The following is a 13,386-nucleotide window of genomic DNA, read 5'->3' on the forward strand; positions in this document are numbered from 1 at the left end:
AAAGGGCTACCGTTTTTGGTTTATTGAAGCAAAAAATTCGTGGATTGGAGAACAGTTAGGATACCTGCTTCAAACAGGAACTTTTAATGTTCCATTGTATCCTTCTGGATGGAGGGAATAAAGCTGTGCCGTCCAACAAAAAAATCCCGGGAGAAAAATCTCCCGGGATTTGATCGGTATTTTAACTGTTTCTGACTAAAAATGGACCAGTGCGTTGACCGCGACCGTGTCCTGACTATCCTCCGGTACTCTTTCATCATCGAAAGTCAGGAGGTTAGATTCATCATGTCGGTATTCCAGACGAATCACCATGTTCTGGTGGACCCTGAACTCCGGGGTAACGGTGAGTGCCCAAAGCTCCTGACCTGCCACCGCAGTTGCGAATCCATCCTGGTCATTCAAGTGTTCGCCACGCAGATTCATGGAGAACCAGTCGTTGAAATCATAGCGGGCATACCCGACAAAACTCCACCATTGGGAATCTCCCGCTAAAGGAGCAATCGAGGTTCCTTCTTCGTCACCATAAACAAAGTTAAGGGTAAACAGTAAATCATCCAACGGGCGAATATTGGTGATCAACTCAACAATGTTCCGCCATGAATTTTCTGCTACCGTTTCTTCACCACCCACGTAGTTCACAACAAAGTCGACCCAGTCGATGGGAGCGTAGGCCAGTTGCAGGCCAAAGGACTTGGTGTCGTTATTATCCGAAACACCGCCACCACCCCAACCGTTGAAAACCGCACCCATGACAGAAAACTTGTCATTGATATCGTAGGAGGCGCGCAGACCTGTGTGAGTAAACGGGATGGCGAGGCCGAACGTGAAGGCGCGTGACCAGTTCTGATTCCAGCCATCGTAACCATCGAAAACCTCAACACCTACATGAGTAATGAACTTACCGAAATCAAGTTTAAGTCCGTTTCCAACAGGAGCGTTCCAGGTTACAAAGCCCTGCTGGACATCAAAATCGTCGTCAACAGGGGCAGAGGGTGCACTGGTGCTGGGTTGGGCGGCAGTTGCAGAGCTTCCCGGGCGCTGGGCGACTTCCGGCAGACTGAAGCCAAACGACAGGTCAAAACGAAATCCAATGTCATTTTTATCATTGGCATCTTTAAGAAATACCAACTCGCCGGCATCGAACTTGAAACTGTTATCGTCTACATCAAAGATGCGTAAACAAGTGGGCCCGGTACCACAGCTGGTTTCGGTTACGGATGAATTGAAATTAAACGTATAGGAAGAAGATGCGAATCCGTGAATTTCAATATCTTCCAATACTTTAAATTTGTTCGCAGCCTGGGCCTGGCTGGTTATTCCCAGAACTCCGAGCAACAGGACAGCAATAACTTTTAAATGAAATTTCATGGTCCTCCCCCACGACAAGATGCTTATTTCTCTCCCGCCGTCCGGTGGACGAGGGGAAAGCCTCCTTAACTATTTGGATTTTTTAAGTTTAAGGCCGACTAAAGGGCTTGTCAATAAGTGGTTGATGTTAAGTTATTGAATTTATGGGCTTTTATGTTAAGTGGTTGAATTGTTTGTAGTTAAAAGTCCATGTTTTGTTAAGCTTTTGTTTCTGGTTTTTTACTAAACCATGTTGTAGCCGGCTTCCCCATGTTGGGTGGTGTCGAGCCCCATTTCCTCCTCCTCTTCATCGACGCGAAAACCAATGGTTTTCTCAAGGGCAAAAACCAAGCCATAAGTAACGATGAAAGAATAGGACCCCGCAGCGGCTATCCCAATGATCTGTATGAAGACCTGATTCAGGTTTCCATCCAGAAGACCGGTGGTTGAACCCACGGTGACAAACAGGCCGGTTGCCAAAGCACCCCAAGCCCCGCCGACTCCGTGGATTCCGAATACATCGAGAGAATCGTCGTAGCCCAGTTTCATTTTCAAAATGACTGCGTAGTAGCACACCATTCCTGCTATAAGCCCGATAACAATAGACCACTGAGGGGTCACGAATCCTGCTGCGGGGGTGATGGCGACCAGTCCTGCAACAATTCCTGATGCAGCTCCCAGGGCACTTGCCTTGCCAGACTTAATGTATTCCATGAACAACCAGCCAAGCATCCCTGCTGCGGTGGCAACCTGGGTATTGGCAAATGCCAGAGCTGCATTCTGGTCTGCTGCCAGGGCACTTCCTGCATTAAAGCCGAACCATCCGAACCAGAGGAGCCCTGCTCCCAATAATACGAAGGGGAGGTTGTGGGGGATCATCATCGGTCCTGGATAACCCCGCCTTTTCTTTAAAACCAGAGCGGCGGCAAGCCCGGCGGTTCCCGAGGAGATGTGAACTACGGTCCCTCCGGCAAAATCCAGAGCGCCCAATTCACCGAGCCAGCCACCGCCCCATACCCAATGACAGATGGGGTCGTACACAAGGGTCGACCATAGAAAAATGAAAATGACATAGGCCTTAAAGCTTATTCTTTCGGCAAGCCCGCCACTGATGAGGGCTGCGGTAATGATTGCAAACATGAGTTGGAACATACTGAACAAGTAATCAGGTATGGACCCATTGAGGGTGTTTTCTGTGATCCCGGCAAAAAATGCTTTATCCAGACCACCGATAAATTTACCGATATCCTCCCCAAAACATAGAGAGTAACCGATCAATATCCACTGGATGGTGATTACTCCAAGAGGAACGAAACTGTGCATAAGGGTACTCAGCACATTTTTACGCCTTACCATTCCTCCATAGAAAAGAGCGAGGCCTGGCAGCATCAGCATGACCATAGCAGAGGAAATCAGAATCCAGGCGGTATCTGCCCCACTGATTTGGGCTTCTTCCTGAGCGACCGCGCTGGGGGCGGCGATGCAAAATAGTAAAGTAAAGATTCCCAGACGAACAAATATCGGCAGCATGGATTGTCTCCCTCTTCCTTTTAGTTGACCAGAGTTACCCAATACCTTAGGTGCTGGACAATTGTTAACTTCGATAGATTGATTTCAATTCCTATACCAATTAGGGGAAAATGTGGATATGAGGTGTTAAATTTATTTAAACCCTTGCACTTAAAGGGCTTGCTTATTTGGCGCAATCCAGGCTTACGATATTGGAAAAGTTTTTAACCCCAAGTGTGCTACCAAAGCATGCAGGAGAACTTTTGAAATGCTTAATTTTTAACCAGAAAAAGTAATGAGTTCTGACCCTGCATAATCGGCGATAAGCTTCAGGTCCGTCATAATATTGACAATCTTTAAATATATTTGAAAAAATGAATGTATTAAAAATGGAATAGAAGCCAGCTAAATTATTATTAAATAAGGACTTAAATGATAGTTTTTGTTCCAGCCAAAATTGGCATCATCTTTGCTCTTAGTTGAGAGGAAGAAAACATTTAAGGTTTTGAAATAAAAGGCCGTTCTGATGATATAGCTGAAAAAGGCCTGAAAACAATATTTTCCTAATAGTAAACTGTCGTCATCAGGGGAACGGGAATGGCTGAAGAGCAGGACATATTAGCTGAACTGGAAGCAGGAGAGGCCGAGGGGGGTAAGGGAAAGTTCCCTTTAAAAATGGTCATTATTCTTGTTCTGGTTTTGGCACTGGGTGGCGGCGGGTACTTTGCTTATATGAATTTTTTCCAGCAGGCTGAAGAAGAAACTTCGGCTGAGACTCCTGGAGACGGGTCGGCAGCGGTAGGTCAGGGGGAAACCTCGGGACAGGGTACAGCTACTGGTTCTGCTGCAAAACAACAGGAACCGGTTGGAGTGATGGTTCCCCTTGAGCCGTTTATTGTCAATCTCGCAGGGAGTCAGGGGAAGCGGTTTCTAAAAGTCACAATGACTCTGGAGTTGAATGATCCTGGTACCCGACCCGAATATAATGATAATACGGAAAAAATCGTTGATTCTATCCTCGTTTTACTTAGCAGCAAGACATTTGAAGAGGTGTATTCGGTACAGGGTAAGTTCAAATTGAAGGACGAAATCACAACACGGGTGAATCGCTTTTTGTTGGTGGGACACGTAAAAGACATCTACTTTACTGAATTTGTGATCCAGTAAAGACAGGATTATACTAAACCTTTAAGAGGACTTTGATAGGGATAAGATGAGTCAGGTACTGTCACAGGGAGAAGTCGACGCACTGTTGCGCGGAGTGAGCGACGGGGATGTTCCGGTTGAAACGGATGAACCGGAGGAGATCAGTGGTGTTGTCCCGTACGATCTCACAAGCCAGGAAAAAATTATCCGTGGCCGCCTGCCCACTCTGGATATTATCAACCAGATGTTCTCGCGTCTGTTCCGGAACTCCTTTTCCGGTTTGATGAGGAAGTCTGCAGATGTCAGCACGGTGTCCACCGACTCCCTAAAATTCGGTGAGTTTTTAAGATCGCTTCCCGTTCCCTCCAGTCTTCATGTGTTTCGCATGGAACCGTTGCGCGGATTTGGTCTCATGGTGGTGGAAAGTAAACTGGTGTTCGCACTGGTGGATAACTTTTTTGGGGGCACCGGCACCTCGGAAGTGAAAATTGTGGGTCGGGACTTTTCGGCTATTGAAATCCGAATGACTCGAAACGTGATTCTGACCGCTCTTGAGGATTGGGAAAAAGCCTGGAAGCCCGTTCACTCGGTGACAACGACTTATGTTCGCTCAGAGGTAAATCCCCAGTTTGCCGCCATTGTTCCCCCCACAGATGTGGTTCTGGTCGTCGTGTTTGATATTGAAATGGAAAATTCTTCTGGAACTCTCACGGTGTGCATCCCCTACGCGGCTGTTGAGCCGATCATGCCCAAGCTTAAGGCCAATTTCCAGAGTGAACAGATGGAAGCGGATCAGGTCTGGATCAATCGCCTTCGGGGAGAATTGATGCAGACCCAGATTGAAATGGTTGCTGAGCTGGGCAGCACAGAAATAACACCGGATGTGTTGATGGGATTAAAAGTAGGGGACACGGTAATGCTAGGCAATGATGTTTCGGATCCTTTATCGGTCAAGATCCAGCAGATACCCAAGTTCAAAGGTTTCCCCGGTGTGTCGCGTGGACAAAAAGCACTGAAAATCACTCAAGTACTCGAAAGGCAAAGGTAGGTTATGGCTGAAATGGACGACGACCTGGATTCTTTACAGGATATTGACGACGTAGATGCAACGGATACGGTCGGGGAGGAAGAGATTCCGCCTGTTCAGCCAACCTCGGGATCCGATCAGGGACAGGTGCAAAACCTTGACCTTATCCTGGACATTCCTTTAACAGTGACCGTTGAACTGGGTCGCTCCAGAATGCTCATCAACGATCTGCTGCAGCTTGGGCAGGGATCCGTGATTGAACTCACCAAGCTGGTGGGTGAACCCCTTGAGGTTCTAGTGAACCATAAACTTGTGGCAAGAGGTGAAGTAGTAGTCGTCAATGAAAAGTTTGGTGTGCGTCTGACCGATATTGTGTCTCCAATGGAACGCGTCCAGTCTCTAACATGATTCTGAGTAGTTGCGAAACTTTGCACCTCATACCATCCCCATGTGATTTTTATTAAAATCCGGATTTGTCAAAAACTCCTCTGTAAGAAAACTGCCAAATAAAAAAAGCCAATAAAGCAATATCCCTCCATTTTTAAAGCGGTTTCTCCCTAAAAAATAAATTCAGTCAACTTCGGTATGGCGTTTGCACTTCCCTGAGTTGAAGGAGCGTTGGTTGATTTTTTGACGCTCAAAGAATGACCCGACTCTGGAAAGACTGAACGCCATGAAACATTGGATACCGCTATTCTTCATTATATTAGGCATTATGGTCCAACCGAGTGCCAGCCCGGCACGGGATATCCCATTAACCGAATACAACGCCCTGCATCATGTAGATGTTTCGCGCGAAGGGAATGAACTTCTGCTTCGGTTTGATTTTAAAAATCCGATTCGTCAAAAGTTGGTTCCACAATATTTCAAACGGTCCGTGCAGTTGGATTTTTCTCTTACTTATGTGGATCCACCCAAGCGCCATTACGCGATTGAAGAGGGTCCTGTGACGCAGGTGTATGTGTCTCAATTCGATTCTCGTTTGATGCGGGTCCGTTTCATTCTTGCTGAAGAAAACGGGCTCAGTAAACACCACTTCAATTTTCAAAAATCAGGAAGAAGTCTACAGGTTCGAATCAAGAATCCAGGTTCAGCATATGACGAAGAACTGGATCGGTTAATCAAGCGAGCAGTGGGTGCCTCTGCATTTAAACCTGTGCAGAAGGAAAAACCGGAACCGCAGCGAGCAGAAACAGTTCTTAAGGAACCGATAGTGAAAAAAATAAAAAGAGTAGGAGAAAAGGCAGCTCAGAAACCAGAGCCTTTGAGCTCCAGTAATGTAGAAGCTATTGGGGAATTTGAGGAAACAAAAATACCTGCCATGAAAAAATCCACTCCAATAAAACTTAAAGATCAATCTGGTGAGCCATTACTCCTGGCTGGAAGTGAAAAACCGGAAACGGAAGATTCTCTTTGGGAATCGGGTTTCAAAATGCTGACGACATTAGCTTTTGTGGTCGGTCTCATGTTTCTCTTGTTTTATATATTTAAAAAGCTGGTGGCCAAACAAGGTATGTTTGGAACGGCAGATAAACCAATACGCGTTTTGTCTACTGGTTTCCTTGGGCCTAAGAAAAGCATCGCGATGGTGGAGGTTGCAGGAAGGGTCCTAATCCTTGGAGTGGCAAACGAACAGATAACTCTGTTGTCTTCGTTAGAGGATGAGGATGAGGTTGCACGCCTGGTCAATAACGACACAAAGGGACAAAATGATCAACTGCCTCCTATTAAAAAGCAATCTCAAGCCAGGAATAGCCAGCCCAAAAAGAAAATAGTTAGAGACGAAAAGCCGGATATTTATACCAGTAGGAAAAAAGCATCCCCATCCGATTCCAAAGCTCCGGCAGAAGCATTCTCAAAATACGTTAAACAGTTTTCCAAGTCTGGAGAGGGAAACAACCAGGCGGTCAATGACCTGAAACGAATGATTCGGCAACGTTCCGGGAAAGTAGAAGTGGGCGTATGAAGCTGACTCGATTCATCATATTCCTGACGATGGTCGGAGCGACACTCGCCGGTTCAATAGTGGAGGCGCAGGCACTGACTGTCCCGACACTGCAAGTCGGGATGGAAGATGCAGATTCTCCAGAGCAAGTGTCCAGTGCTCTGCAGGTTCTATTCCTGCTCACCATTTTGACTCTGGCGCCGTCCATTCTGGTAATGATGACATCATTCTCACGTTTTGTGATCGTCCTTTCTTTTTTACGCCAGGCCATGGGGACCCAGCAGACTCCTCCCACGCAGGTATTAATCGGGCTGGCTTTGTTTCTGACGATTTTTGTCATGAATCCGATTTTTACCGAAGTGAATCAAAAGGCTTTGCAGCCTTACTTGAATGAAGAGATTTCCCAGACCGAGGCTTTTGACATTGCCCAGGAACCCATCAAAAGCTTTATGTTGAGGCAGACGCGGGAAAAAGATCTGGCTCTGTTTCTCCGAGTGGCAGGACAGGAAGCGCCAGCAACTCTTGAAGAAGTCGGGTTGCATGTGATCGTACCGGCTTTTGTGATAAGTGAGCTCAAGACTGCGTTCCAAATCGGATTTTTAATTTACATACCATTTTTGATTCTGGATATGGTGGTAGCCAGTATCCTGCTTTCCATGGGTATGATGATGCTGCCTCCTGTTCTGATTTCACTGCCCTTTAAACTCATGCTGTTTGTCATGGTCGATGGCTGGCACCTCACCGTCGGTTCCCTGGTCAAAAGCATCACCTGAGTGAACACATGACTGAACAATTCATTATCGACTTTTCCCTTGAGGCTATAAAGACCACACTTCTATTGTCGGCGCCCATGCTGGGTTTCGGATTGGTAACGGGTTTGCTGGTATCCATCTTTCAGGCTGTTACTTCCATCCAGGAACTGACCCTCACTTTTATCCCTAAAATTCTAGCCGTGTTTTTTGCATTGATCCTGTTTTTCCCCTGGTTGATGAGATTAATGTTGAACTTCACCGCCCGTATTCTGACTGACTTTCCGACGTACATTGGGTGATGGAACTGCTCAATATCAACTACGCTGATTTTGAGTCGTTTCTGTTCGTCTTGTTTCGTGTGGCTGCTTTTATTTTATTCGCCCCTATATTGGGGAGCCGTCAGTTTCCTGTCCTTGTAAAAATAGGTTTTATCCTCCTTTTAAGTCTGACTGTCTATCCAATGGTGAAGCCCATGCTGCCCGAGGCGCCCAAGGGCATGTTTGAGCTCACCATGTATTTGACCATCGAGCTTTTGATCGGGCTTGCAATCGCATTTGCATCCCGCCTGATTTTTACAGCCGTTCAGATTGGTGGGACGATGGTGGATTTTCAAATGGGTTTCGGCGTGGTCAACGTAATTGATCCTCAAACTGAGACACAGGTTTCAATCACCGCGCAGTTCCAAAATATATTTGCAATTCTGATTTACCTGTCGGTGAACGCTCACCACACCACGATTCTGGCTGTTGTTGAAAGTTTTCAATTGATCAATATTCAGGCATTTCATTTTGGAGGAACTGCAATGAATATTGTCGTTAAACTTTTTATCGATACCTTTATTGTCGGAATAAAAATTGCCTCTCCAATAATGGCCATTTTATTTTTTATCAGCGTGGGTTTGGGATTGGTCGCCAGGACTGTCCCGCAGATGAACGTTTTTATCGTAGGGTTTCCCCTTCAAATCGGAGCAGGATTGTTAATGATTGGATTTTCCATGTCGTTTTTCGGAATGATCATTCAAAACGAGTTATCGCACCTGCCAGTGGAGTTGACTGCATTGCTCAGGTCTTTCTAGGGTCTATTGCCACTGAAAGGAAAATCGAATGGAAGAAGACAAAGACCAGAAAACAGAGGAGCCGACATCGAAGCGTCTTACCGACGCAGAAGATAAAGGTAACTTTGCCCACAGTCGGGAAATGACATCCGCTTTTATTCTGATGATGGCAACCTTATCCTTCATCATGGCGGGATCATTCAGCACAAAACATATGATGGGAACCTGGCACAACATGATCAGTCAGGTTCATACCATTCAGCTTACCGTAAATGAAATGCAGGGCCTTCTGGGATGGACTGCAAAAAATATAATGATTATTTTAAGCCCGGTGTTGTTGTCGATCATGCTTGGTGGGGTGGTCGCGAATCTTTTTCAAACGGGCGGCTTTAAAGTATCAGCGCATCCGCTGACACCAAAGTTTAACAAGCTGAACCCTCTTACCGGCGTTAAAAGGCTGTTCTCCAAAAATTCTGTGATGGAGCTGTTTAAATCTATCTTCAAGATTGCCGTAATCTCCTGGATAGCCTTCATTACCATCAAAGGGCACTTTGCTGAAATTCCTCCTATGATGGGTTTAAGTGTGGGGCAGATCCTGGCTTTTCTTGGCAGAGTCATGATCGAAATCATGATCAAAGTTTTATTGATGATTATCCTGATTGCGCTCATCGACTTCGCGTTCCAGAAGTTTACCTATACAGAAAACCTGCGGATGACTAAGCAGCAGGTAAAAGACGAGCGCAAAGATACAGAGGGAAATCCACAGATCAAGCAAAGAATTCGTACCGTTCAGCTTGAGATGATGCGTAAACGCATGATGGCTGCGGTTCCAGAAGCTGATGTCGTCGTCACCAACCCGACTCACTTTTCCATTGCGATCAAATACGACCGGAACAAGCACGAAGCCCCTGTGGTTGTGGCGAAAGGGCAGGGGGATATTGCACTTAAAATCCGGGAAATTGCAAAAGAAAATGATGTCCCGCTGGTGGAGGATAAACCGTTGGCACGTTTACTCTATAAATCTGTTGAAATCGGACAAATAATCCCAACGCATCTTTATCGAGCCGTGGCAGAAATACTGGCCTATGTTTATAAACTGAAGGGCATTGCAGGGCAGGAAATCAAACCGTGATCTTTGGAAAAAATGGACAAAGGTGAGCCTGGAACCCATGAAGAATAGTTGGCCCTATCCATTTGATAATTAATGGGATGGTATAGGGATTGCAGTTTAGCTTGGGAATACACAACAAGTAAGTTGAACCGATGGCCAGTTGGAAATCGAATCTCTGGAAACCTTTTGTTCAAAAGCAGTTTCAGTGTTTTTTTTCTCGTAATGAAGACGTGGTCCGGTGTCAAAATTTTGGTGAATTTGGGAATCATATAAAGGTTAAAGCATGAGAGTGGTCGGAAAATTTCAGGAAATTGCAATTGGCGCTGGCCTCATCATGGTTCTGGTGGTGATGGTTATCCCGATTCCTCCGTTTCTGCTCGACCTTCTATTATCATTCAGCCTTACGTTTGCACTGATTATTCTGCTGGTGTCGATTTTCATGCTGGCGCCTCTGGAGTTTTCAGTTTTCCCATCGCTTTTGCTGATGATCACCCTGCTTCGGCTGTCTTTGAACGTTGCTTCCACCCGAATTATCCTCCTCCATGGGAATGAAGGTTCACAGGCAGCCGGGCAGGTAATCCAGTCTTTCGGTTCGTTTGTTGTTGGCGGCAACTTCATTGTCGGCGCCATCATTTTCCTCATTCTGGTTCTGATCAATTTTATCGTTATCACCAAGGGTTCAGTGAGGACTTCTGAAGTAGCTGCCCGGTTTACTCTCGATGCAATCCCAGGAAAACAGATGAGTATTGATGCGGATCTTAACGCAGGGCTTATTTCTGAAGAGGACGCACGCAACCGGCGGCGGTCACTTGAGCGTGAAGCTGATTTTTATGGATCCATGGATGGTGCAATCCGGTTCGTACGTGGTGATGCCATCGCGGGGATTCTGATCACGTTGATCAACGTCATTGGTGGGTTTGCTATCGGTGTATTGCAGAATGACATGGGGGCGGCCGAAGCGGCAAAAGTCTATACCCTGCTCACCATCGGTGACGGTCTGGTCACTCAACTTCCGGCTTTGATAATCTCGACCGCCGCAGGCATCGTGGTCACCCGGGCCACGTCCGAAAAAAATCTTCCCAATGAATTGATTGACCAATTGATGAACCACCCGGCAGCTTTCAGTATTGCCTCCGGGGTTTTATTCCTGTTCGGTTTGGTTCCGGGCCTTCCTCATATCCCGTTTTTCATCCTGGCTGGTGCTGCAGGATTCCTTAGTTTCAGACAGATCAAAGGTAAGCAACTGCGTGAATTGATTGAAATGAGAAAAATGGAAGAGGAAGCCAAGGCTCCTATACCAGAAAAAGTGGAGTCCATTCTTCCGTTGGATATCATGGAGCTGGAGGTCGGTTACGAATTAATTCCTCTGGTCGATTCCGAACGAAATGGAGAACTGCTTGATCGTATTAAATCGGTGCGTCGGCAGTTTGCTCTGGAGATGGGTTTCATTGTGCCTCCCCTGCATATTCGCGATAACCTCCAGTTGAAGTCGAGTGAATACGCCATCCTTATTAAAGGGGTGGAAGTGGCACGTGGGTCGATTATGATGGGTCGGTTCATGGCGATGAGTTCCGGCGGAACCGAGAAAAATATCGATGGTATTCAAACCCAGGAGCCGACGTTTGGATTGCCCGCACTTTGGGTTACCGCAGCTACCAAGCAGGAGGCCCAGATGGCGGGTTATACCGTGGTGGACCCGGCAACGGTCATCACCACTCATATCAAGGAAACCATTAAGCGTAATGCGGAAGATTTACTGGGACGGCAGGAAACCCAGGCCCTCATTGACAAATTTAAAGAGACCAACCCAAAAGTTGTAGAAGAGCTGATTCCAAACGTGATGCCTCTAGGTAAAGTGCAGAAAGTTTTACAGAACCTTCTGCGTGAGCAGATTTCTGTTCGTGACCTGCGCACGATTCTCGAAACACTGGCGGATTACGGTGGCAAAGTCGAGGATCATGACATCCTGACTGAATACGTCCGTCAGGCCCTGGCCCGACCCATCACGAAACAGTATGTGTCAAAAGACGGGTCTATTTCTGTGCTGACCCTGGACAGGGAAGTGGAAGTGCTAATTGAAGGTGCAGTTCAAAAGTCTGATGTCAGCTCTTACCTGGCCCTTGAGCCAACTGTGGCTGAAAAAATTCTCATGAAAATCAAGGAAGGTGTGGAAGCGATCACACCTCTGGTTGAAACATCTCCAATTTTACTGGCATCGCCGATTGTTCGTTTATATCTCAGAAAATTGACTGAGAGGTTTATGCCCGATCTCGTCATCCTGTCTCACAACGAAATCATGCCGTCGGTGCCGATAAAAACACTAAGAGTGGTGACCCTGAATGCTGGTTAAAAAATTTCTCGCAGACAACTATGCAGAAGCTCTGGAAAGGGTAAAACAGGAGTTGGGTGAAGATGCTCTCATCCTATCCACCCGTTCAATTAAATTTCATCCCGAAGAAGAAGCCGGTGAAGTTTCCTCCTGTGTCGAAATCACGGCGGCTCTTGAACGTGAACCTGTGAAAGAACCCGAAAAAACCAGCAAACCTCTGGTGCAGGATCCGGATGGATCTTCCTTGAATATTCAGAGTAATGGTTGGGATCAGATTCAACCCCTGATTCAATCACTGATGACGAAAACGGATCGAGCCCGATCCGCCGGACTTAAACCAGGGCAGATGGATTTGTTTGGGCACCTCATCCGCCAGGGGGTGAATGAAGAGTATGCGGTTCGGTTATTTACTCTGCTCAACTCGAAACGAGGGCAGTCCGGAATTTTGGAAGATGAATCAGAGAAGACCACATTGGGACGTTTGATGAGGGGAATGCTGAAGTGTCCCGGGCCATTAGAACTGGAAAAAGGAAAACCCAAAATCGTGGCTTTGGTAGGCCCAACGGGTTCTGGAAAAACCACAACAGTGGCCAAACTCGCTGCCCATTTTGCACTGGCCCAGAATAAAAAAGTAGCCATAGTATCTCTCGATACATTCCGGGTAGGGGCGGTCGAACAACTGCAGGCTTATGGGGAGTTGATGGATGTGCCGGTGGAATCCGCCCAGGGGCGCCTCGATTTTAGAAAGACTGTCCAGAAACACAGCGACAAAGAGCTCATTCTGGTGGATACAACGGGTAAAAGTCATCGTGATACCGAATATGCTTTGGAACTTGCAGCTATTTTTCATTCTGCCGAGGGTGATGTGGAAACACATCTTGTAACCAATGTGACGGCCCAGGATGAGGTGATCAATTACACAGTCTCCCAGTTTTCAATTTTAAAGCCCGATCGAGTTCTGTTCACCAAAATTGACGAAGGGGTTACTTTTGGGCATCTGTTTAATTTTGCCGTGAGGCACCGGCTTCCTTTTTCCTATTTTACAGCGGGGCAACGGGTACCGGAGGACATAGAGACAGCTTCAAAAGGACGGGTAATTCGTTTGATTTTTGATTAATTTACCTTTAAAGTGGAAGAGTTAAAGTGGCGAAATCTATAGCTTTATC

12 protein-coding genes are annotated in these 13,386 nt (G+C 46.5%); 10 read left to right on the forward strand and 2 right to left on the reverse strand.

The window, feature by feature from the left end; genetic code table 11:
* Window positions 1-195: 195 nt before the first annotated feature.
* Together G3M70_12880 and G3M70_12885 are read right to left on the reverse strand one after the other, a co-directional pair.
* The gene (locus G3M70_12880) at window positions 196-1,368 is read right to left on the reverse strand and encodes a porin (GenBank protein ID QPJ62721.1); all 1,173 of its coding nucleotides are present in this window, start codon (window positions 1,366-1,368) and stop codon (window positions 196-198) included.
* Between the two features lie 222 nt (window positions 1,369-1,590).
* On the reverse strand, window positions 1,591-2,877 hold the full coding sequence (locus G3M70_12885) for an ammonium transporter (protein ID QPJ62722.1): 1,287 nt from the start codon (window positions 2,875-2,877) through the stop codon (window positions 1,591-1,593).
* Between the two features lie 576 nt (window positions 2,878-3,453).
* On the opposite strand from G3M70_12885, the gene G3M70_12890 reads away from it, so the two are divergent.
* The 10 genes from G3M70_12890 (at window position 3,454) to flhF (ending at window position 13,337) form a co-directional block, all read left to right on the forward strand.
* Entirely contained in the window at window positions 3,454-4,023 is a 570-nt protein-coding gene (locus G3M70_12890; GenBank protein ID QPJ62723.1) for a hypothetical protein, read from the forward strand.
* A 46-nt stretch (window positions 4,024-4,069) separates the two neighbouring features.
* On the forward strand, window positions 4,070-5,050 hold the full coding sequence (gene fliM, locus G3M70_12895) for a flagellar motor switch protein FliM (protein ID QPJ62724.1): 981 nt from the start codon (window positions 4,070-4,072) through the stop codon (window positions 5,048-5,050).
* Window positions 5,051-5,062: 12 nt separating this feature from the next.
* On the forward strand, window positions 5,063-5,437 hold the full coding sequence (gene fliN / locus G3M70_12900) for a flagellar motor switch protein FliN (GenBank protein QPJ63809.1): 375 nt from the start codon (window positions 5,063-5,065) through the stop codon (window positions 5,435-5,437).
* Between the two features lie 265 nt (window positions 5,438-5,702).
* Window positions 5,703-6,995 carry a FliO/MopB family protein gene (locus G3M70_12905; protein QPJ62725.1) on the forward strand — a complete coding sequence of 431 codons (1,293 nt, stop codon included), beginning with the start codon at window positions 5,703-5,705 and terminating at the stop codon, window positions 6,993-6,995.
* Window positions 6,992-7,747, forward strand: coding sequence for a flagellar type III secretion system pore protein FliP (gene fliP / locus G3M70_12910; GenBank protein ID QPJ62726.1), 756 nt, complete (start codon window positions 6,992-6,994; stop codon window positions 7,745-7,747). The genes G3M70_12905 and fliP overlap by 4 nt, the downstream gene beginning before the upstream one ends.
* An 8-nt stretch (window positions 7,748-7,755) precedes the next feature.
* Complete coding sequence (gene fliQ / locus G3M70_12915) at window positions 7,756-8,025, forward strand: flagellar biosynthesis protein FliQ (GenBank protein QPJ62727.1); 270 nt, start codon at window positions 7,756-7,758, stop codon at window positions 8,023-8,025.
* Window positions 8,025-8,801 (forward strand): flagellar biosynthetic protein FliR, encoded by a 777-nt coding sequence (gene fliR, locus G3M70_12920; protein QPJ62728.1) that lies wholly within the window; start codon window positions 8,025-8,027, stop codon window positions 8,799-8,801. Before fliQ ends, fliR begins: the two co-directional genes overlap by 1 nt.
* Before the next feature lie 28 nt (window positions 8,802-8,829).
* A complete protein-coding gene (flhB, locus tag G3M70_12925) occupies window positions 8,830-9,912 on the forward strand; it encodes a flagellar biosynthesis protein FlhB (protein QPJ62729.1) in 1,083 nt (360 codons plus the stop codon).
* A gap of 262 nt (window positions 9,913-10,174) precedes the next feature.
* A complete protein-coding gene (flhA, locus tag G3M70_12930; protein QPJ62730.1) occupies window positions 10,175-12,241 on the forward strand; it encodes a flagellar biosynthesis protein FlhA in 2,067 nt (688 codons plus the stop codon).
* Entirely contained in the window at window positions 12,231-13,337 is a 1,107-nt protein-coding gene (gene flhF, locus G3M70_12935; GenBank protein ID QPJ62731.1) for a flagellar biosynthesis protein FlhF, read from the forward strand. Before flhA ends, flhF begins: the two co-directional genes overlap by 11 nt.
* The last annotated feature ends 49 nt before the right edge of the window (window positions 13,338-13,386 follow it).

This window comes from Candidatus Nitronauta litoralis, from assembly GCA_015698285.1.
In the GTDB taxonomy this organism is placed as follows: Bacteria; Nitrospinota; Nitrospinia; order Nitrospinales; family Nitrospinaceae; genus Nitronauta; species Nitronauta litoralis.